The sequence below is a fragment of the Brevundimonas sp. 'scallop' genome (assembly GCF_011045535.1).
GTDB classification, from domain to species: Bacteria; Pseudomonadota; Alphaproteobacteria; order Caulobacterales; family Caulobacteraceae; genus Brevundimonas; species Brevundimonas vesicularis.
The window spans coordinates 199,638-220,564 of record NZ_CP039382.1 but is presented as its reverse complement, the minus strand read 5'-3'; the positions used below and the strand labels follow the sequence as shown (position 1 = coordinate 220,564).

Here is a 20,927-nt window from a genome sequence, read left to right as displayed (position 1 = left end):
GGGCGCCGACGACCGACCGTCACGCTTTGATGTTGTGCTGGAGACAAGGATGACCAAGGTGGACGGCCCGCTGTTTCAATCACGCGATCGATCCGTTTGACCGACACACCGTCCAAGCCAAAGCCAAAGCCAAAGCCGCAGGCCAAGACCCGTCGCGTCCTGCGCGCCGTCGCTGTCGGCGTTCTGATCCTGGCGCTGCTGATCGGCGTGGTGGCGGCCCTGATCTATCTCAATCGCCGCGCGGTGGCGCGCAATGTCCTCGTTGGCTGGCTTGACCAGCGCGGGATCCCGGCCGATGTCGAGGTGGAGCGGATCGAGATCGACGGCTTCGTCGGCCGCATCCGCATCGGCGATCCCGACAATCCGGATGTCGTGGTCGAGCGAGCCGAGGTCGACTACGCCGTCGCCCTGCCGTGGTCCAGGTCGGGCCTAGGCGTGACCCCCAGCCGCATCCGCCTACTGCGACCGGTCGTCCGGGCCAGCTGGAAGGGTGGAAAACTGTCGTTCGGCTCGCTTGACCCGCTGATCAAGGAGTTCACCGGCGGACCGCCGCGCCCGGATTCGCGCGGGCCCCTGGTCATCTTCGAGGGCGGCCGCGGGCGGTTGAATACGGAATACGGGCCGGTCGATCTGCTGGCTGACGCCCGGATTGACGACGGCAAGCTGATGCGGCTGGCGGCGCGCCTGCCGAAAGCCGCGCTGAAGAGCGGCGAAACGCAGGCCCAGGGCCTGACCGGACTCCTGGACCTGACCACGACCGGCGACCGGATGGCGATCAAACTGTCGGCCGCCGCCGACAGCTTCGCGACACCGGCGGCCCGAGGGCAGGGGGCTGCGCTGACGCTGACCGGCGATCTGCCCTATCCAGATCTGAAGACGCGGCGCGGCGACGGCCGGGCGGTTCTGGACGCCCGCCTGACCGGCGAGCGCCTGGGAACCCCGACGCTCAGCGCCCGCAGCGCCGATGTCGCCGCCCGGTTCGACGGCGTCGTCTCCGGCTGGATCGAAACCTTCCGGCTGGACGGCGATGTCACGACCGCGCTGAAGGCGGCGGCGGTCGAGGGCGCGGACCTGCGCATCGCCGATGTCGACGCTACGGCGACGCGGGGCAAGCTGACGGTGTCGCGCGACGACGCCGTGCGCTGGCGCATGCAGGGGCCGCTGGCCCTGACCGCCGGTTCGGGACGGACGGGTCAGACGACGATCGGCGGATTGTCGTTGACGTCGCGCGACCTGGCCTTGGGCGGCAAGGATGCGGCCTTCGAGGCGACAGGCCCATTGAGCGCGACCTTCGACCGTTTCGGTTTCGGCGACCTGGCGCTGAAGCGCGGCCGCGCCGACCTGGATCTGGACGTGGTCAGCGACGGCGGGGTTCAGATCGCGGCGAACGGATCGCTTCGCGCCGCGGACGGGGCCTGGCCCCTGTTCGGCGCCGTCGGCCCGGACGACATCGCCGAGCTGGCCGAGATGAAGCGCGCGCTGGGACGCTTCGCCCTTAACGCGCCCGCCATCCGCTTCGCCACGGGCGCGGCCGGCACGACTGTATCCCTGTCGCGTCCTGTCACCCTGACGCCCGCCAACGGCGGCGTCCTGACGGTGGCTCAAGGTCAGGGCGGCGCCTATCAGGCCGAGCCGGGGCGGCTGGGCGGCGGGGCGCTGACCCTGACCGCAACGCGCGGCAAGGGCCTGCCGGAAATGTCCGTCGCGATCCCGAACTGGCGCCTGACCGAAGGCGGGTTCGAAGCGACGCTGGACGGTCGCGCCCGACTGGATTTCGATCTGGCGCGCGGCATCGACGCCCGGACGCGCGGCGTCCTGGCTATGAACGCCGGCCGGCTGACCTATGCGACATCGGACTGCGTCGACCTGACCGTCGCGCGGCTGGAGCTGGACGAGAACGACGTCCATCAGGTCGCCGGCAAGCTGTGTCCCCAGGGCGGTCCGCTGTTGACGTCGAAGGACGGCGTCTGGCGCGTCGCGGGCGGTTTCGCCCAAGTCTCGGCCCAGGCGCCATTCCTCGGCATGCGGTTCGCCGACGCCTCGGGCCGTGTAACCGTCGATGGGACCAAGGCGGGCATCGGCTTGACCGCCAATGTGGCCGCCGCCCGCGTCATCGACGCCCTGACGCCGGAAAGGTTCGAACCGCTTTCGGCCACAGGATCTGCGACGCTAGCCAACGAACGCTGGAGCGGCGCCTTCGATCTGAAGGGCACGGGCGCGGCGGCCGCCTATGGTCTCGGCCGCCTGACCCTGGCGCACGATGGCCGCACCGGATCGGGCGGCATCGTCATCACCGCCCCGAACGTGACCTTCGCCGAGCATGGGCTTCAGCCGGCGATGCTCAGCCCCTTGGCCGCCGACTTCCTGCAGTCGCCGGTCGAGGGCGCCGTCAGCTTCGACGGGCGTTTCGACTGGACCAAGGACGCCGAACCGACCTCCAGCGGCCATCTGGTAACGCCGGCCCTGGATTTCGTCAGTCCGGTCGGGGCCGTGAAGGGCCTGCGCGGCGACATCGTCTTCAGCAGCCTGACGCCCCTGATCACCGCCCCGAACCAGAAGCTGACGGCCGACAGCCTGGCCGTCGGCACGGCCGTCACGGCGCTGGATGTGACCTTCTCGGTCAATGAGGCCGGGGTGCTGATCGACGGCGCCCAGGTCGTCGCCGGCGGCGGGACCGTCTCGGTCGAGCCCTTCACCGTCCCGCTGGACGCGACCCAGCCCTACAGCGGCGTGATCGTGCTGGACCGGGTGCAGCTGGGCGATATCGTCGCCGACACCGGCTTTGACGACAAGGTTCAGCTGGACGCGGTCGTCTCCGGCCGCCTGCCCTTCATCATGGACCCCAAGCGCGGGCTCAAGATCACCGCCGGCAAGCTGGAGGCGGTCCAGCCGGGCCGCCTGTCGATCAAGCGGGACGTCCTGACCGATGTCGCCGCCAGCGGCGGGGGCGGCGAGGTGTCGGAAAACGTCGTCGAGGACCTGGCCTATCAGGCGATGGAGAACCTGTCCTTCGACCAGCTCAGCGCCGATGTGAACAGCCTGGACGGCGGGCGTCTGGCGGTCCTGTTCCACATCCGCGGCCGCCACGATCCTCCCAAACGCCAGGAGCTTCGGCTGACGATCGGCGAACTGATCAGCCGCCAGTTCCTGAATCGCAAACTGCCGTTGCCGTCCAACACCCAGATCGACCTGACTCTGGACACGACCCTGAACGCCAACCAGCTGATCTCGGATCTGCTGGCCGTCAATCGCGCGCGCCAAGGGCAGCAGGATGCGACGCCCGCGCCCGTCCCGGCGCCTGCCGATTGAACTTCACCATTCAGCGCGCGTTCATTGGACGGCGTGCTATTAGAGACATCACCCTCGGCCGAACCGGAGCCCACGTCATGATCCACAAGCGCCAATTGGCCGGCCTCGGTTTCGGAGCCGTCGTCGTCGCCCTCGCGGCCTGCGCCCCGACCATCCGTCTTGAGGTCGCGCCGATCCAGATCTACGCCAAGCTGGACGCCGACGTGCGCGTTCGGCTGGACCAGGAGCTGCAGCAGCTGTTGCAGCAGAACCCCAACCTCTTCTGATTTCCCGCTTCTCTCTGAAAGGGACAGGCTGACATGACCTTCCGCAAACTCTTCGTCATCGGCGCCGCCGTTGCGGCTCTGGGCGTCGCGGGCGCCGCCATCGCCCAGACCAGCGCCCAGAAGGCGCAGATCGACCAGGCCAAGGCCGCTGGCACCGTGGGTGAGCAGGCCGACGGTTACCTGGGCTTCCGCACCCCGACCTCGGACGCCAGCCTGCGCGCCGCCGTCGACGCCACCAACTCCGGCCGCCGCGCCGCCTACGCCCGCAGCGCCGCCGACGCCGGCACTTCGGCCGATGTCGCCGGGGCCCGTATGTTCGAGGCCCAGCTGTTGCCCCGCATCTCCTCGGGCCAATGGTACCGCAACGCCCAAGGCCAGTGGGTCCAGCGCTAACGACCGCATGTTTCCCACCCCTCGGGCGATATCCCGGGGGGTGTTTTTATCTGGCGATCAGTGACGGCGTCAGGCGGCGGCGCGTCGATCCATCAGCGCCGGCAGCAGCAGCCCTTCGGCCAGCGCCCTGACCACCGGCACGGCGACCGCATCGCCCATCAGCTTCAGCGCCGCGCTTTCGCTCGACGGCAGGCGATAGTCGTCAGACACGCCCATCAGCCGCGCGGCCTCGCGCCCGGTCAGCCGCCGAACCCGCGCCAAGCCCCGATCGCACACCACCACATATTGACGCGATGAGCCGCCGGCCGGCGTCCTCAGGCATCCGGCCAAGCCATCGAACCGGATTTCCAGACGCTGGACCTTGTGGCCGTTCTCGGTCCGCACCCGGCGATAGGCGGCGCCGACGCAACGCTGTCCAGAGGCCAGGGCCGACGCGATCCGGGCGCGGTGCAGCGGCGCGGCCAGGGCCAGGATGGCGTCCGCATCATCCAGCCAAGTGACGGAGTCTTCCGGCTCCAGAATGGCCGCCAGGTCCAGATTGCGCTGCGACGGCGCAGGCAGCGACCACCAGGCCCAAGCCGCCTTCACCGCCTCGGGCAGCCGCGCGTGGGCGGCGACCAGACGCGCTGAATGGAAGGGCTGGGTCGGACCGGCCGCGCGCGGGGCCTCGCCCTGAATGGCCACAACGAACAGGCGCGGCCGCGACTGGGGCAGCCAGTGGGCGGCGTCCATCTCCAGCGCGCCGACCGTATAGCCCGCCTCGACCATCGCTGTGCAGACGGCCGCGAAATCCCGCCCCACTTCGGTCCTTGGCCCGGAAGTCAGCAGGCCGATGACGTTTTCCAGCACGATCACGCGCGGGCTGCGCCCCTCGGCCGCCAGCCCTTGCATCAGCCGCCAGAAGCCCCAGAAGGCCCCCGATCGCCCGGCCTCCAGCCCGCCGCGCGCGCCCGCCAGGCTGACGTCCTGACAGGGCGACGAGGCCCAGGCCAAGTCGGCCCGCCCCGGCAGATCGTCGACGGTCAGGGTCCAGACATCGCCCTGACGAAACGGGGTATGTGGATGATTGGCCGTGAAGGCGCGCGCCTTGGCCCCGTCCATGTCGTTGGCGAAGACGGTGTCGATGCCGGCGGCGGACAGTCCCAAACCCGCCAGGCCGCCCCCGGCGAAGAACTCGAATGCGGTGGGGCGAATCGACATGGGACCAGCATAACCCAGCCGCGCCCCTTGACCGAGGGCGGCGGGGACCTCACCTGCGCCCGAACCAAAAGGAGCCGTCATGCGCCTCATTCCGCTCGCCGCCGCCCCGTTCGCCATCGCCCCAATTGTCATCGCCCTTGCCGGCGTCTCGCTCAGCGCCTGTTACGACCGCGAGGATTCCAAACCCAAGCCCGCGCCGCAGCCCCAGGCCGCCGTCACCCTGGGCGGGGTCGATCTGGGCCAGCCGGTGCGGGCGCTGGGGACCGAACCCTTCTGGGGCGTGGAGATCACGCCGGACGCCCTGATCTACACCCGCGTCGATCAGCCGACCCAGCGCGCGCCGAACCATGGCGCGACGGTCCAGGGCACGGTCGCGACCTTCGCCAGCTCGACCAATCTGAACAAGGCGCTGAACGTCGTGCTGATCGCCACCGAATGTTCGGACGGCATGAGCGACCGCACCTATCCGCTGACGGCCAAGGTCGAGATCGGCGATGACGAGCTGACCGGCTGCGCCGCGCCTGCGTCGATGCTGACCACCCAGCCCGCGCCCTAGCGCGTGATCGTGTCGGATCGGGGCGCAACGCGGCCCCGTCCGAAGCGTGAATCATGCGCTTAAAGAGAGCGTCACCACCATTCGGCGTCGCGCAGCATCCGTGCGTAGCGGCGGCTGACCGGCGCCGACAGGCCGCCGGTAAGCGTCAGGGTCGCGCGGCCGTCGCCGCGTTCGACGGCGCGCACCGCCTCGCGCGCCACCCACCAGCTGCGGTGCGTCTGGGCGCCCTCCAGCCCCTCCAGTTCCTCCACCGCGTCCGACAGCCGCATCAGGATCAGGTCCGATCCCCGGTCGGTGTGGATGCGCAGATAATGGTCCTCGGCCTGCACCGCCCGGATCGTCGCGCCTTTCAGCTTGATGGGCAGACGGTCCAGAAACCGAACCGGGCGAGCCGCTGTCTCGGGCGGCGCCGCATGGGTCTGGACCGGCACGGCCCGCCCCAAAAAGACGTTCAACGTCGTCACCGCCGCCGTGATGACCACGACGGGCACGACCAGTTCCGGCAGCACCGCCAGCGGATAGAGCCTCTGGGCGAAGAACAGGCCCGTCGCCGCCCAGACCAGCACGCACAGCGGCCCGGTGATGATCACGACCATGACCGCAATGCTCAGCCATGGCCGCTCGTCGGAATCCAGGAACCGGCTGACCAGCACCCCGCACAGATGTCCCCACAGCCCGCCCAGCACCATGACCAGCACCCAATAGGCCAGCCGTACGGGCAGCGACGCGCCCGCGCTGCCGAAGGCGCCGGTCACCGCCAGAAAGACGCCCGCCAGAACGGCGACGATGAGACCGCGCAAGAAGGTGCGGCGGCGGTCGGCGGCAGGGGACGTCATCGGGGCTTTCGCAGTCGGAAGATCGCGCCTTGAAACCACGATTTTCGGCCGGGCGAAAGCCGGGCGCGCGACGGCGCCCCGGCGTGACCGATCAGCCCTGGCGCGGGGTCATTCCCGCCACGGCGCGGAAACCGGCCGCGGCGAACCGGACCATATAGTCGCCGGCCGTCTCCAGATCGCCCGACCGCGCCCGCCCGTTCGACAGCCGGTCCAGGCGCCCCGTCTCGCCCAGCGTCAGGGTCAGCGCGCCCGATAGATTGTGATAGCCCCAATACAGGTCGACCTCGCTGGCGCCGGGCAGCACCTTGGCGATTAGCTCGATCAGCCGGTGGATGGCCGGGTCGAAATAGCGCGCCATCGTCTCGCCGCCGAAACTGGGGTTGGCGTTGGTCTGGGCCACCAGGGCGGAATAATGTTTCCAGCCCGGCCCGCCCTTCAGCGACCATTCGAACGGCGGTCGCAGGAAGGCTTCCAGCAGGCCCTCCAGCGTCATGTCGTCACCCGCCGTCTCGGCATAGCGATCGATGGCGGCGACGCGGTCGTCGTTCCAGACCTCGGCCCGGCGCAGGAAGACCGCGTCGAACAGCTCGCGCTTGGCGCCGAAATAGTAGTGGACCAGGGCCGTATCCACGCCCGCCTCGCGCGCCACCTCGCGGATGGTGACGCCGTAGAAGCCGTGTTTGGAGAACAGATCCTCGGCTGCATCCAGGATCAGATCGCGCGTCTCGCCCGCCGCCTTGGCCTCGGTCTTGGGCGGGCGGCCGCGCCGCGCCGGCGCAGCGCCCGCCGCCTTGCGACGCGCGGCGGCGACGGGGCGGGGAAGGGGGGCGGCGGCGTCCGGCTTGCTCATCCGGCAAGGCTAGGCGCACGATCGCGGCGGTGCAACGGCGCCACGGTCGACGACCCAAGTGACGCTGCGTCAGTCCAGTGTTTGACAGACGGCCGAAACCGGGTAGGTTCCGTGAAAATCATTGAACGCTGAATAAAAGCGTCCATCGGGCTGGAAACGACAAAGGGGTCTAGGATCATGAACCGTCATGTGAAGTGCGCGCTGCTGGCCGGCGCGGCGTGGGGCGTGCTTGCGGGGGCCACTGTCGCCCAGGACGCGGAGGCGACCGCTCAGGCCGCGAACGCCGATCAGAGCGCAGCGACCGTCGACGACATCGTCGTCACCGCCCGCCGGCGCGACGAGCAGCTGAAGGACGTGCCGATCGCCGTGTCGGCCCTCAGCGCCGAACGGCTTGAACAGACGGGCGCCGTCAACATCACGGCCCTGCAGCAGCAGACGCCGAACGCCACGGTCCAGATCGCGCGCGGCTCCAACTCCACCCTGATCAGCTTCATCCGCGGCGTTGGCCAGCAGGATCCGCTGTGGGGCTTCGAGCCCGGCGTCGGCCTCTATGTCGACGACGTCTATGTCGCGCGTCCGCAGGGCGCGGTGCTGGACATCTTCGACATCTCGCGCATCGAGGTGCTGCGCGGCCCGCAAGGCACGCTTTACGGCCGCAACACCATCGGCGGCGCGATCAAATACGTGACCAAACGTCTGGGTCAGGATCCCAGCCTGACCGCCCGCGCCGAGCTGGGGCGCTTCAATGAGCAGAACTTCCTGGTCTCCGGCTCCATCCCCGTCGGCGACACCTTCGCCATCGGCGGCGCGGTCGCCACCTACAACCACGATGGCTACGGCAAGAACCTGAACACCGGTCAGGACCAGTACGACAAGGACGTCATTGCCTATCGCGCCAGCGCGGAATGGACGCCGAACGACAACCTGTTCTTCCGCCTGGCCTGGGACCGTGTCGAGGACGACTCCAGCCCCCGCCACGGCCACCGCGAGGTCACCTCGACCGACGGCCTATGGCGCGCGCCAGCCGGCAAATATGACACCTACGCCGGCATCACCGGCGAGCAGAAGGTCGTGACCGAGGGCGTGGCCCTGACCGGCGAATACCGGGTCAACGACATGCTGACCCTCAAGTCGATCTCGGCCTATCGTTCGGGCGACACGGCCACCATTATCGACTTCGACCAGACGCCGAACCCTACCCTGGACGTGCCGGCCATCTATGCCGACCACCAGTTCAGCCAGGAGTTCCAAGCCCTGTTCACCGGCGAGCGCTGGTCCGGCGTGGCCGGCGTCTATTATCTGGACGGCACGTCGTCGGGCGTCTTCGACACCATCGCCGGCAACCTGGGTCTGTCGATTGCGGCGGCGGGATCGGTGGACACCAAGTCCTTCTCGATCTTCGGAGACTTCAGCTACGATCTGACCGATCGCCTGCACCTGTCGCTGGGCGGCCGTTACACCCGCGACGACAAGGACGCCGCCGTCCTGCGCCAGTTCTATCTCGGCGCCACGCGCAGCCCGCTGACCGGCGGCACGCCGCGCGCGGTGTTTGCGACCCGCACCAACTATACGGCCTCGGACACCTTCGAGAAGTTCACGCCGCGCGCCAGCATCTCGTATGATTTCAGCGACGAGATGACCGGCTACGCCTCCGTCAGCCAGGGCTTCAAGTCGGGCGGCTGGGATATGCGCGGCGACGCCGCCCTGGTTCCCCAGACTGTCAACGGCTACCAGCCCGAGACGGTCACCACCTATGAAGTCGGCCTGAAGGGATCGGCCTTCGACCGCCGAATGAACTTTGCCTCGGCGATCTTCTATTCGGACTACAAGGACCAGCAGATCACGACCCAGCAGGTGGCCACGCCGCCCGCCGTCGGCATCGCCTCGGTCGTCGACAACGCCGGCGCCTCGACCATCTATGGCTTTGAGCTGGAGGGGTCGGCCTATCTGACCAGCGACATCACCGCCAACTTCTCGCTCGGCTATCTGAAGAACGAGTTCGACGAGTTCATCACCAATATCACCGGCACCCCGGTCGATATCTCGAACACGCGCGAGCCGCAGAACTCGCCGGAATGGTCGGCCTATTACGGCATGACCTGGCGCGGCGACATCATGGGTGGTGAAATCCGCGTCACCCCGTCGCTGTCCTACCGTTCGGACTACCACCTGTTCGACACGCCCGACCCCATCCTGGATCAGGACGGCTATGTGCTGGCCGACGCCAGCGTTGTCTGGACGGCGCCGAGCAAGCGCTGGGAAGTCGGCCTGTTCGGTCGCAACCTGACCGACGTTCGCTACAAGGTCGGCGGCTACAGCTTCCCGGGCGCCACCTACAACAACTCGATCAGCGCCTTCTACGGCCCGCCGACCACCTATTCGGCGCGCCTGACCTATCGCTTCTGATCTCCATTCCTAACGCCTGACGACGCGGGCGGCGGTCTCCGGGCCGCCGCCCCATCTGTTTGCAGGGAGCAGAGTTGCGGATAGGCTCGCCGCAACGAACAACAAGACGCCGAGGGGAAACGCCGATGACGACGGAGACGCTGACGGTCCAGGAGGCGCGGCCCGCGCGGCCTGAGCGGCCCGGCTACCGCTACTATGTGCTGGCGGTCCTGATCCTGATCTACATGCTGAACTTCCTGGATCGCCAGATCATCGGCATCCTGGCCGCGCCGCTGAAAGAAGAGTTCGGCATGTCCGACAGCCAGTTCGGCCTGTTGGGCGGCATCGCCTTCGCCTCGGTCTATTCGACATTGGCCATTCCTCTGGCCTGGCTGGCGGATCGATTCAGCCGGGTCTGGATCATGACCGGCGCCCTGGCCGTCTGGTCGGGCTTCACCGCCCTGTGCGGCATGGCCGGGTCGTTCGGCCAGCTGTTCCTGTGCCGGATGGGCGTGGGCATCGGCGAGGCGGGCGGCGTGGCTCCGGCCTATTCGCTGATCGCCGACTATTTCCCGCCGCATCAGCGCGCGCGGGCCATGGCGGCCTTCGCCTTCGGCATTCCGCTGGGCATGGCGGCGGGCACCCTGGTCGGCGGCCTGCTGGCGGCGACCTACGGCTGGCGCACGGCCTTCATCGTGGTCGGCCTGCTGGGCGTGCTGGTCGCGCCCCTGCTGCGTCTGACGGTGCGGGATCCCAGGCGCGGCGGAACCGACGCCATCAAGACCGAGGCCCAGGTCGCGGCCCTGGCCGCCGCCCCCGTCGGCACGGACCGGGCCGGCAAGATCGCCGCCCAGATCATGCTGGGCCTCGGCGCCGGTCTGCTGATCCTCGGCGCCTTGAGCTGGCTGATGGGTATGTCGCTCGGCAATCCGCTGGTGCTCGCTTTCGGCGGCCTGCTGGCGGTGGTGATCGGCGTGTCGCTGATGATCGCGCGGCGCACCGCCTCGGTGGTCATCCGCAAGCCCAGCTTCTGGCTCCTGGGCCTGGGCGCCGCCTCATCGTCGGTGTGCGGCTATGGCGTGGCCGGCTGGCTGCCGCTGTTCTTCATGCGCAGCTTCGACCTGACCCTGAAACAGACCAGCATTTATTATTCCGGCATTGCCCTGATCGGCGGCATCCTGGGCATCTGGCTGGGCGGCATGATCGCCGACAAGCTGTCCAAGAAGGGCAAGGGCGCCTATCCGCTGACGCCCGCCGTCGCCTTCCTGATCTCGGCGCCGTGCTTCATCCTGGCTATGAACTCGCCCTGGCTGATCGGCCTGGTTCTGCCCGGCGGCGGCAGCCATGTCCAGCAGCTGACCCTGGCCTTCCTGATCTTCCTGTTGCCGACCGGATTGAACCTGGCCTGGCTGGGCCCGATCACGGCGGCGGTTCAGCATTTGGTGCCGGCGGCCATGCGTTCCACCGCCTCGGCCCTGTTCCTGCTGCTGAACAATCTGCTCGGGATCGCGGTCGGCTTCTACTATTTCGGCTGGATGAGCGACCTGCTGGCGCCGCGCTTCGGCGAGGAAAGCCTGCGCTGGGCCATCTACACCGGCATGGGCTTCTATGTGCTGGCCGCGATCCTGCTGATCGGGGCGTCGCGCACCCTCAAGAAGGACTGGGTCGACTAAAGGGGGCCTGTGGACGGTTGCACCTGCGAAGGGGTGGGGCCTATAAGCCCCGCAACTCTCCCAGCAGCGGTTGCGACGGTCCCCCATGAACATTCACGAATATCAGGCCAAGCAGGTCCTCAAAGGCTTCGGCGCTCCGGTCGCGCAAGGCGTCGCGGTGACGTCGGTCGATCAGGTCGAGGCGGCCGCCAAATCGCTGCCCGGCCCGCTCTATGTCGTGAAGTCGCAAATCCACGCCGGCGGCCGCGGCAAGGGCAAGTTCAAGGAACTGCCGGCCGACGCCAAGGGCGGCGTTCGCCTGGCCTTCTCGGTCGAGGAAGCCGTCGCCCACGCCAAGGAAATGCTGGGCAACACCCTGGTCACCGCCCAGACGGGCGACGCTGGCAAGCAGGTCAACCGCCTCTACATCGAGGACGGCGCCGACATCGAGCGTGAACTGTACTGCTCGCTGCTGGTCGACCGCGCCTATGGCCGCATCGCCTTCGTCGTCTCGACCGAAGGCGGCATGGACATCGAAACCGTCGCCCACGACACGCCCGAGAAGATCCAGAACATCGTCATCGACCCCAGCGCGGGCGTGACCGACGCCGACGTTGCCGCCATCACCGCCGCCTACGGTCTGACGGGTGCCGCGGCCGAAGACGCCAAGTCGCTGTTCCCCGCCCTGTACAAGGCCTTCGTCGAGAAGGACATGGACATGCTGGAGGTGAACCCCCTGATCGTGATGAAGGACGGCCATCTGCGCGTTCTGGACGCCAAGGTCAGCTTCGACGGCAACGCCCTGTTCCGCCACGATGACATCAAGGAACTGCGCGACGAAACCGAAGAAGACGCCAAGGAAATCGAGGCGTCCAAGTGGGACCTCGCCTACGTCTCGCTGGACGGCAACATCGGCTGCATGGTCAACGGCGCCGGTCTGGCCATGGCGACGATGGACATCATCAAGCTGTACGGCAAGGAGCCGGCCAACTTCTGCGACGTCGGCGGCGGCGCCGGCAAGGAGAAGGTCGCGGCGGCTTTCAAGATCATCACCGCCGACCCGAACGTCCAGGGCATCCTGGTCAACATCTTCGGCGGCATCATGAAGTGCGACGTCATCGCCGAGGGTGTGGTCGCGGCCGTGAAGGAAGTGGGCCTGAAGGTGCCGCTGGTGGTGCGTCTGGAAGGCACCAACGCCGAACTGGGCAAGAAAATCCTGAACGAGTCGGGCTTGACCATCCAGGCCGCCGACGACCTCGACGACGCCGCCCAGAAGATCGTCGCGGCGGTCGGCTAAGGCTTCGGCCTTACTCGCCACCGCCCCGCTGACACATCGAATTCAGAGCACAGACCCATGTCCATTCTCGTCGACAAGAACACCAAGATCATCGTCCAGGGCCTGACCGGCAAGACCGGCGGCTTCCACACCGAACAGGCGCTGGCCTATCACGGCACCCAGATGGTCGCCGGCGTGCACCCCTCCAAGGGCGGCACGAACTGGACCGGATCGCACGGTGAGAGCCTGCCGATCTACGCCTCGGTCGCTGAAGCCAAGGACGCCACGGGCGCCGACGCCTCGGTGATCTACGTCCCGCCGTCGGGCGCGGCCGCCGCGATCATCGAAGCCATCGACGCCGAAATCCCTTTCATTACCTGCATCACCGAGGGCATCCCGGTGATGGACATGGTCAAGGTCAAGCGTCGCCTGGAAGGCTCCAAGTCGCGCCTGCTGGGGCCGAACTGCCCCGGTATCCTGACGCCGGACGAGTGCAAGATCGGCATCATGCCGGGCAACATCTTCAAGAAGGGCTCGGTCGGCATCGTGTCGCGTTCGGGCACCCTGACCTATGAAGCCGTGTTCCAGACCACCAACGAAGGTCTTGGCCAGACCACGGCCGTCGGCATCGGCGGCGACCCGGTCAAGGGCACCGAGTTCATCGACGTGCTGGAGCTGTTCCTGGCCGACGAGGAAACCACCTCGATCATCATGATCGGCGAAATCGGCGGCGGTGCGGAAGAAGACGCCGCCCAGTTCCTGATCGACGAAGCCAAGAAGGGTCGCAAGAAGCCGATGGCCGGCTTCATCGCGGGCCGCACGGCTCCGAAGGGCCGCACCATGGGCCACGCCGGCGCCGTCGTCTCGGGCGGCAAGGGCGACGCCGAATCCAAGATCGCGGCGATGGAAGCCGCCGGCATCCGCATGTCGGAATCGCCCGCGCGCCTCGGCAAGACCCTGGTCGAAGTCCTGAAGGGTTAAGATCGCACGACATTCTCCCTCCCCGACGCGGGGAGGGAGAAGAAAAATGCCGCTTTTGTCGGCGATGAACGCCCTCGGCTCAGGTCGGGGGCGTTTTTTCTTGGGCCTGCGACCAATTTCCTACCAAATTGCCCCGTTTCGGTCATGACCCGTCAGGAAACGACGCCTATATGACGGGCGCGCCCCTCACGGAGATGTGTCCGTCGGGGCCCAGGGATTGCGAAACGATGGCGGACGATGCCGGTCGGCTGAACCAGGTCTTTGCCGAGACCTCATTCCTTTACGGGTCCAATGCGGCCTACGTCGAGGAGCTTCAGGAGAAGTGGGCGAAAGACCCCGGCTCCGTCTCCGCCGAATGGAAAGCCTTCTTCGACCAGCTGCGCGACAACGCCGCGCTGGTGACCGCCTCGGCCGGCGCCGGCAGCTGGGGTCGCGGCGTGGCGACCGAACCGACCGAGGAGACCGGCGTCTTCGACGGCCGATGGCCGGCCCCGAAGCCTGCTCCCAAAAAGCCCGGTGCTGCGCCGGCTGCTGCGCCCACGGCCGCGTCCGCCGACGTCTCGGCCGATGCGATCCGCGCCGCCGCCCACGATTCCATCCGCGCCCTGATGCTGATCCGCAGCTATCGCGTGCGCGGCCACCTGCAGGCCAAGCTGGATCCGCTGGGCATCGAACAGCCGGTGGAGAACCCCGAGCTGACGCCCGAATTCTACGGCTTCACCGGCGCCGATCTGGACCGCCCGATCTTCCTGGACGGCGTCCTGGGTCTTCAGACCGGCACGATCCGCGAAGTGCTGGAGATCCTGAAGCGCACCTACTGCGGCAATATCGGCATCCAGTTCATGCATATCGCTGAGCCGGAGGAGAAATCCTGGCTCCAGCAGCGGTTCGAGGGCGCCGACAAGTTCGAGCAGAACGCCTTCTCCAAGGAAGGCAAGCTGGCCATCCTGTCCAAGCTGGTCGAGGCCGAAGGCTTCGAACGCTTCCTGCACAAGCGCTTCCCCGGCACCAAGCGCTTTGGTCTGGACGGCGGCGAGGCCATGGTCCCGGCGCTGGAGCAGGTCATCAAGCGCGGCGGTTCGCTGGGCGTCGACGAGGTCGTGCTGGGCATGGCCCACCGTGGCCGTCTGAACGTGCTCGCCGCCGTGATGGGCAAGCCCTACAAGGTCATCTTTCACGAGTTCCAGGGCGGTTCGGCCGTGCCGAGCGACATCGAGGGCTCGGGCGACGTCAAATATCACATGGGCGCCTCGTCGAACCGCGAGTTCGACGGCAACCACGTCCACCTGTCGCTGACCGCCAACCCGTCGCACCTCGAGATCGTCAACCCGGTCGTGCTGGGCAAGGCGCGCGCCAAACAGGCGTTCGACATTCGCGAGGCCAACGAGGGCGTGCCCGAGGGGCAGTGGGCGCTGGATCGTTCCAAGGTCGTGCCGCTGCTGATCCACGGCGACGCCGCCTTCGCCGGCCAGGGCGTGGTCGCGGAGTGCTTTGCGCTGATGGGACTGAAGGGCTACCGCACCGGCGGCACGCTGCACTTCGTCATCAACAATCAGATCGGCTTCACCACCAGCCCGCGCAACTCGCGCAGTTCGCCCTATCCGTCGGACGTGGCTCTGATGGTCCAGGCCCCGATCTTCCACGTCAACGGCGACGACCCCGAGGCCGTCGTCTTCGCCGCCAAGGTGGCGACCGAATACCGTCAGAAGTTCCACAAGGACGTGGTGGTGGACATGTTCTGCTACCGCCGCTTCGGCCACAACGAAGGCGACGACCCCACCTTCACCCAGCCGCTGATGTATTCGAAGATCCGCGCCCAGCCCTCGACCCGCGAACTGTATTCGCAGCGTCTGGTGGTCGAAGGCGTGATCAGCCAGGCCGAGGTGGACGCCGAAGTCGAGCGGTTCGAGAAATTCCTCGACGAGCAGTTCGAGGCCGGCAAGACTTGGTCCGCCGAGAAGGCCGACTGGCTGGACGGCCAGTGGCAGGGCTTCCAGTCGCCCAAGGATGAGCTGCGCGGCGACACCGCCGTGCCGCTGGCCAAGCTGACCGACCTGGGCCACCGCCTGACCACGATCCCCAACAGCGTCGACATGCACAAGACGCTGAAGCGCGTCATCGACGGTCGCCGCGAAGCCATCACCTCGGGCCAGGGCCTGGACTGGGCCACGGCCGAGAGCCTGGCGTTCGCCTCGCTGGTCGATGAAGGTTTCCCGATCCGTCTGTCGGGTCAGGATTCGGTGCGCGGCACCTTCTCGCAGCGTCACTCGGGCATCATCGATCAGACGACCGAAGAGCGCTACATCCCGCTGAACAACCTGCGCGAAGGCCAGGCCAATTTCGAAGTCATCGACTCGGCCCTGTCTGAAGAGGCGGTGCTGGGCTTCGAGTACGGCTATTCGCTGGCCGACCCCAATACGCTGGTCATGTGGGAGGCCCAGTTCGGCGACTTCGTGAACGGCGCCCAGGTGGTGATCGACCAGTTCATCTCTTCGGGCGAACGCAAGTGGCTGCGCATGAGCGGCCTGACCATGCTGCTGCCGCACGGCTATGAAGGCCAGGGACCGGAACACTCCTCGGCCCGTCTTGAGCGCTTCCTGCAACAGTGCGCCGAAGACAATATGCAGGTCGCCAACTGCACCACCCCGGCCAACTACTTCCACATCCTGCGTCGCCAGATGCACCGGCCGTTCCGCAAGCCGCTGATCCTGATGACGCCCAAGTCGCTGCTGCGTCACAAGAAGGCGGTCTCGTCCATGGCGGACCTGGCGGAGGGCTCGGCCTTCCACCGCGTCCTGCACGACGACGCCCAGACGCGGCCCGAGATCGCCGGCATCACGATCAAGGCGGACAAGGACATCCGCCGCGTCATCCTGTGCTCGGGCAAGGTCTATTACGACCTGCTGGACGCGCGCGAGAAGAAGGCCAAGGACGGCCAGGCGGTGGACGACGTCTATATCCTGCGTCTGGAGCAGTTCTATCCGTGGCCGATCCAGTCGCTGCGCAAGGAACTGGCCCGCTTCCCCAACGCCGAACTGGTCTGGTGCCAGGAAGAGCCGAAGAACATGGGCGGTTGGACCTTCGTGGATCCGTGGCTGGAGCTGACGCTGGACAAGCTGGACGTGAAGGCCAAGCGCGCCCGCTATGTCGGCCGTCCCGGCTCGGCCTCGACCGCCGCCGGTCTGATGAGCCGGCACCTGAAGGAACTCGAAGCCTTCACGACCGAAGCCTTCGCCTGATACACGTATAAAAGACCGACTAGAGACGAGCTGGACCTGACATGGCCGACATCCTGACCCCCGCCCTCGGTGAATCCGTCACCGAAGCCACCATCGCAAAGTGGACCAAGAAGGTCGGTGATCCGGTCAAGAAGGACGAACTGCTGGTCGAGCTGGAGACCGACAAGGTCTCGCTGGAGGTCGTCTCGCCCGCCGACGGCGTGCTGGGCGACATCAAGGCGGCCGAGGGCGACAATGTCGTTCCCGGCACGGTCCTGGGTTCGGTGACGGAAGGCGCGTCCGCCCCCGCTCCGGCCGCGGCGCCCGCCGCTGCCCCTGCCAAGGCCGCCAAGGCTGACGCCAAGGCCGCGCCGGCCGCCGCTGCTCCGGCCGCCGCCGCGATCGACATCACCGTGCCGGTCATGGGCGAGAGCGTCGCCGAGGGCTCGATGGGCAAGTGGGTCAAGAAGAACGGCGACACGGTCAAGAAGGACGAACTGCTGGTCGAGATCGAGACCGACAAGGTCGCGGTCGAAGTCTCCGCCCCGGCTGACGGCGTTCTGACCATCGCCGCCGACGAAGGCGCGACTGTCACGCCGGGCCAGAAGATCGGCTCCATCTCGGGTTCGGGCGCAGCCGCATCGGCTCCCGCCGCCGCTCCGGCCCCTGCCGCCGCGCCCGCGAACACCGGCTCGGCTCAGGTTTCGGGCGCCAAGAACGAAACCCTGTCGCCCGCCGTCCAGCGCGTGGTCGGCGAGAACAATCTGGATCCCAAGTCCATCAACGCCACGGGACCGAAGGGCAACATCACCAAGGCCGACGCCATCGCCGCCATCGGCCAGGCCTCGGCTCCGGCCCCTGCCGCCGCCGCCGCTGCGCCCGCGGCCCCGCGCGCCGACCAGCCGCGCGAAGAGCGGGTGAAGATGACGCGGCTGCGTCAGACCATTGCCCGTCGCCTGAAGGAATCGCAGAACACGGCCGCCCAGCTGACCACCTTCAACGAGGTGGACATGACCAACGTCATGGCCCTGCGCGCCCAATACAAGGACGTGTTCGAGAAGCGCCACGGCGTGAAACTGGGCTTCATGTCCTTCTTCACCAAGGCCGTCGTCGCGGCCCTGCACGAAATCCCCGCCGTCAACGCCGAGATCGACGGCACCGACATCATCTACAAGAACCACTACGACATCGGCGTCGCCGTCGGCACCGACAAGGGTCTGGTGGTTCCGGTCCTGCGTGACGCCGACACCCTGTCGCTCGCCGGCATCGAAAAGGGCATCGGCGCCCTGGGCAAGGCCGCGCGTGACGGCTCGCTGACCATGGATCAGATGCAGGGCGGCACCTTCACCATCACCAACGGCGGCACCTACGGCTCGCTGATGTCGACGCCGATCCTGAATGCACCGCAATCGGGCATCCTGGGCATGCACAACATCGTCCAGCGCCCGATGGCCATCAACGGCGAGGTCAAGATCCGCCCGATGATGTATCTGGCCCTCAGCTACGATCACCGCATCGTGGACGGCAAGGAAGCCGTGACCTTCCTGGTCCGGGTCAAGGAACTGCTGGAAGATCCGGCGCGGGCCCTGCTGGACCTCTGATTTCCTGAAAGGCGGCGATGATCTCGCCGCCTTTTTCTTTGCTGCGAGGCGCGACCATGCTGACCCTCTACGCCGCGACCGGATCCTGCAGCCGGGCCAGCCATATCGCGCTGGAAGAGTCGGGGCTCGCCTATGAGGTTCGTCTGGTCGACTTCGCCAAAGCCGAGCAACGCGAGCCGGCCTATCTGGCGATCAATCCCAAGGGGCGCGTTCCTGCGCTCGCGACCGATCAGGGCGTCCTGACCGAGAGCCCGGCCATTCTGGCGCACATCGCCGCCCTGTCGCCGCCCGGCCTGTTGGCTCCGACCGATCCCTTCGCCTTCGCGCGGATGCAGGCGTTCAACCTCTATCTGGCCACGACCGTCCACGTCGCCCATGCCCACGGTCGCCGCGCCTCGCGCTGGAGCGACGACCCCGCCGCCCAGACGTCGATGGCGGCCAAGGTGACGCAGAACATGCGCGACGGCTTCGCCTTGATCGAGGCGGACCTGACTGGCGAATGGGCGATGGGCGACGCCTATACAGTCGCGGACCCCTATCTGTTCACCTTCGCCGGCTGGCTGGAAAGCGATGGCGTGGACATCGCGGAGTTTCCTCGCGTCCAGGCGCATTTCGAGCGCATGAAGGCGCGTCCGGCGGTCCAGCGCGCCCTGGCCGCCAAAGCTTAGCGGGCGCGCTCGCAGACCAACGGTTGTGTCTAATTTGCGCCGGTCGTTAACGATCCGAATCGGCGTCGCATTTTCCCTGATTACAACCGCAGAAAATGGCGCCTTATTTCGGACATGGAGTGGGCGGCGCGCGCGATAGGGATGTTCTACGTCTTGGGCGGACTGATGCTTTTGTATCAGGCCTGGCTCAACTGGCGTCTGCAGCGGGCCTTGTCCGGCGTCATCGCCGTTCCTGCAGACGATCAGATCGCAGACGGCGTGATCGCCGTGGGCGGTGTGGTGGTCCTGATGTCGGGCGTCGCGCTGGCGGCGCTCAGCGCTTGGGCCGTGGTCGCCTTCCTCGCCGGTTGGGCGATTCAGGCCGCCTATCTGCTGTGGGTCAACCGCGCCGATCTCGACAGCCCGCTGGCTAGCGGCCGGTTGAAGTCGGTGCATGCTTTCGCCGGCTATACCGCCGTCACCGGCGTGGTGCTGTGGCTGCCGCTGACAGGCGTCCTGGGCTGATCAACCGAACTCGGCTTCCAGGTCGGCCAGACGTGCGGCCTGGTCCTCGGCGATCAGGGCGTTCAGCAGCGGATCGATGTCGCCTTCCATGATCTGGGGCAGGCTGTGCAGGGTCAGGTTGATGCGGTGATCGCTGACCCGCCCTTGCGGATAGTTGTAGGTGCGGATCCGCTCCGACCGGTCGCCCGACCCGACCTGTGACTTGCGGCTGTCCGAGCGGGCCAGATCCTTGGCCTGACGCTGCATGTCGTACAGGCGCACGCGCAGGTTCTTCATCGCCTTGTCGCGATTGACGTGCTGGGACTTCTCCGACGACGTCACCATGATGCCGGTAGGCAGGTGGGTGATGCGCACGGCGGAATCGGTCGTATTGACGTGCTGGCCGCCCGAACCCGACGCGCGGAAGGTGTCGATGCGGATGTCCTTGTCGTGGATTTCGATCTCCACGTCCTCGACCTCGGGCAGGACCGCCACCGTCGCCGCAGAAGTGTGGATGCGCCCCTGCGACTCGGTCGTCGGCACGCGCTGCACCCGGTGAACGCCGCTCTCGAACTTCAGCCGGCCGAACACGCCTTCGCCCGTCACCGTGGCGATGATCTCCTTATAGCCGCCGGCGTCGCCCTCGGTCGCCGAGTCCAGCTCGATCCGCCAGCCGCGCGTGGAGGCGTAGCGCGAATACATGCGGAACAGGTCGCCCGCGAACAGGGCCGCCTCGTCCCCGCCGGTGCCGGCGCGCACTTCCAGCACGGCCGAGGCGTTCTCGTCGGCGTCGCGCGGGGCCAGCAGCAGGGCGACCTCGCGTTCCAGATCGGGCAGCCTGTCGGTCAGCGCCCGCAGCTCCTCCTCGGCCATCGCCGCCATTTCCGGATCGGCCGTCATGGCTTCCAGGTCCGCCATTTCGGCGCGCGCGCGCGCCAGGCCCTGGACCGCATCGACGACGGGCTTCAGCTCGGCGTGCTCCTTGGACAGCCGCACGATCTCGGCGCCGTCGGTCGCCGAACCCATGCGCGCCTCCACCTCGTGGAAACGGTCGAGCACCTGATCGAGACGGGCCTGGGGCAGTCGCAAGAGGAAAATATCCTGAGAAAAAGAGGAGCGCCGTCCTTACCCGCCGGGGGGCGTCGTGTCGATTGCAAGCCGTGTCCGGGCGTGGACCAGCGCCGGCGCCGCGCTTGTGATCGGCGATAACAACCGGGTCACGATAGCGTCAGTCGCGGTGACGCAATCCGCTC

General features: G+C 67.4%; 16 protein-coding genes. 12 read left to right on the top strand and 4 right to left on the bottom strand.

Annotated features, from left to right (window positions below):
• Nucleotides 1-96: 96 nt before the first annotated feature.
• From E4341_RS01065 to E4341_RS01055, 3 genes are all read left to right on the top strand, one after another.
• Nucleotides 97-3,309: a YdbH domain-containing protein gene (locus tag E4341_RS01065; protein ID WP_165114469.1), complete on the top strand. Its 3,213-nt coding sequence runs from the start codon at nucleotides 97-99 to the stop codon at nucleotides 3,307-3,309.
• 77 nt (nucleotides 3,310-3,386) lie between these two features.
• A complete protein-coding gene (locus tag E4341_RS01060) occupies nucleotides 3,387-3,575 on the top strand; it encodes a YnbE family lipoprotein (RefSeq protein ID WP_055754620.1) in 189 nt (62 codons plus the stop codon).
• Nucleotides 3,576-3,608: 33 nt separating this feature from the next.
• Nucleotides 3,609-3,968 (top strand): DUF1318 domain-containing protein, encoded by a 360-nt coding sequence (locus E4341_RS01055; RefSeq protein ID WP_055754619.1) that lies wholly within the window; start codon nucleotides 3,609-3,611, stop codon nucleotides 3,966-3,968.
• 69 nt (nucleotides 3,969-4,037) lie between these two features.
• On the opposite strand, the gene E4341_RS01050 is transcribed toward E4341_RS01055, so the two are convergent.
• Complete coding sequence (locus E4341_RS01050) at nucleotides 4,038-5,168, bottom strand: DNA cytosine methyltransferase (protein WP_165114466.1); 1,131 nt, start codon at nucleotides 5,166-5,168, stop codon at nucleotides 4,038-4,040.
• A gap of 79 nt (nucleotides 5,169-5,247) precedes the next feature.
• Here E4341_RS01050 and E4341_RS01045 point away from each other — a divergent pair, with 79 nt between their 5' ends.
• Nucleotides 5,248-5,724 (top strand): COG3650 family protein, encoded by a 477-nt coding sequence (locus tag E4341_RS01045; RefSeq protein WP_165114464.1) that lies wholly within the window; start codon nucleotides 5,248-5,250, stop codon nucleotides 5,722-5,724.
• A gap of 71 nt (nucleotides 5,725-5,795) precedes the next feature.
• On the opposite strand, the gene E4341_RS01040 is transcribed toward E4341_RS01045, so the two are convergent.
• Nucleotides 5,796-6,560 carry a LytTR family DNA-binding domain-containing protein gene (locus tag E4341_RS01040; protein ID WP_165114462.1) on the bottom strand — a complete coding sequence of 255 codons (765 nt, stop codon included), beginning with the start codon at nucleotides 6,558-6,560 and terminating at the stop codon, nucleotides 5,796-5,798.
• Nucleotides 6,561-6,651: 91 nt separating this feature from the next.
• Entirely contained in the window at nucleotides 6,652-7,410 is a 759-nt protein-coding gene (locus E4341_RS01035) for a TetR/AcrR family transcriptional regulator (protein ID WP_055808777.1), read from the bottom strand.
• Nucleotides 7,411-7,587: 177 nt separating this feature from the next.
• On the opposite strand from E4341_RS01035, the gene E4341_RS01030 reads away from it, so the two are divergent.
• The 8 genes from E4341_RS01030 (at nucleotide 7,588) to E4341_RS00995 (ending at nucleotide 19,695) form a co-directional block, all read left to right on the top strand.
• On the top strand, nucleotides 7,588-9,816 hold the full coding sequence (locus E4341_RS01030; RefSeq protein ID WP_165114460.1) for a TonB-dependent receptor: 2,229 nt from the start codon (nucleotides 7,588-7,590) through the stop codon (nucleotides 9,814-9,816).
• 125 nt (nucleotides 9,817-9,941) lie between these two features.
• On the top strand, nucleotides 9,942-11,468 hold the full coding sequence (locus tag E4341_RS01025; RefSeq protein ID WP_165114458.1) for an MFS transporter: 1,527 nt from the start codon (nucleotides 9,942-9,944) through the stop codon (nucleotides 11,466-11,468).
• 85 nt (nucleotides 11,469-11,553) lie between these two features.
• Entirely contained in the window at nucleotides 11,554-12,744 is a 1,191-nt protein-coding gene (sucC, locus tag E4341_RS01020) for an ADP-forming succinate--CoA ligase subunit beta (RefSeq protein ID WP_165114456.1), read from the top strand.
• 57 nt (nucleotides 12,745-12,801) lie between these two features.
• Nucleotides 12,802-13,704, top strand: coding sequence for a succinate--CoA ligase subunit alpha (gene sucD / locus E4341_RS01015; RefSeq protein ID WP_045809475.1), 903 nt, complete (start codon nucleotides 12,802-12,804; stop codon nucleotides 13,702-13,704).
• Nucleotides 13,705-13,931: 227 nt separating this feature from the next.
• Nucleotides 13,932-16,943, top strand: coding sequence for a 2-oxoglutarate dehydrogenase E1 component (locus E4341_RS01010; RefSeq protein WP_165114454.1), 3,012 nt, complete (start codon nucleotides 13,932-13,934; stop codon nucleotides 16,941-16,943).
• Between the two features lie 41 nt (nucleotides 16,944-16,984).
• On the top strand, nucleotides 16,985-18,523 hold the full coding sequence (odhB, locus tag E4341_RS01005) for a 2-oxoglutarate dehydrogenase complex dihydrolipoyllysine-residue succinyltransferase (RefSeq protein ID WP_165114452.1): 1,539 nt from the start codon (nucleotides 16,985-16,987) through the stop codon (nucleotides 18,521-18,523).
• 56 nt (nucleotides 18,524-18,579) lie between these two features.
• Complete coding sequence (locus tag E4341_RS01000; protein ID WP_165114449.1) at nucleotides 18,580-19,191, top strand: glutathione S-transferase family protein; 612 nt, start codon at nucleotides 18,580-18,582, stop codon at nucleotides 19,189-19,191.
• Between the two features lie 141 nt (nucleotides 19,192-19,332).
• Nucleotides 19,333-19,695 carry a hypothetical protein gene (locus E4341_RS00995; RefSeq protein WP_205751330.1) on the top strand — a complete coding sequence of 121 codons (363 nt, stop codon included), beginning with the start codon at nucleotides 19,333-19,335 and terminating at the stop codon, nucleotides 19,693-19,695.
• On the opposite strand, the gene prfA is transcribed toward E4341_RS00995, so the two are convergent.
• Complete coding sequence (prfA, locus tag E4341_RS00990) at nucleotides 19,696-20,763, bottom strand: peptide chain release factor 1 (RefSeq protein WP_165114443.1); 1,068 nt, start codon at nucleotides 20,761-20,763, stop codon at nucleotides 19,696-19,698.
• Between the last annotated feature and the right edge of the window lie 164 nt (nucleotides 20,764-20,927).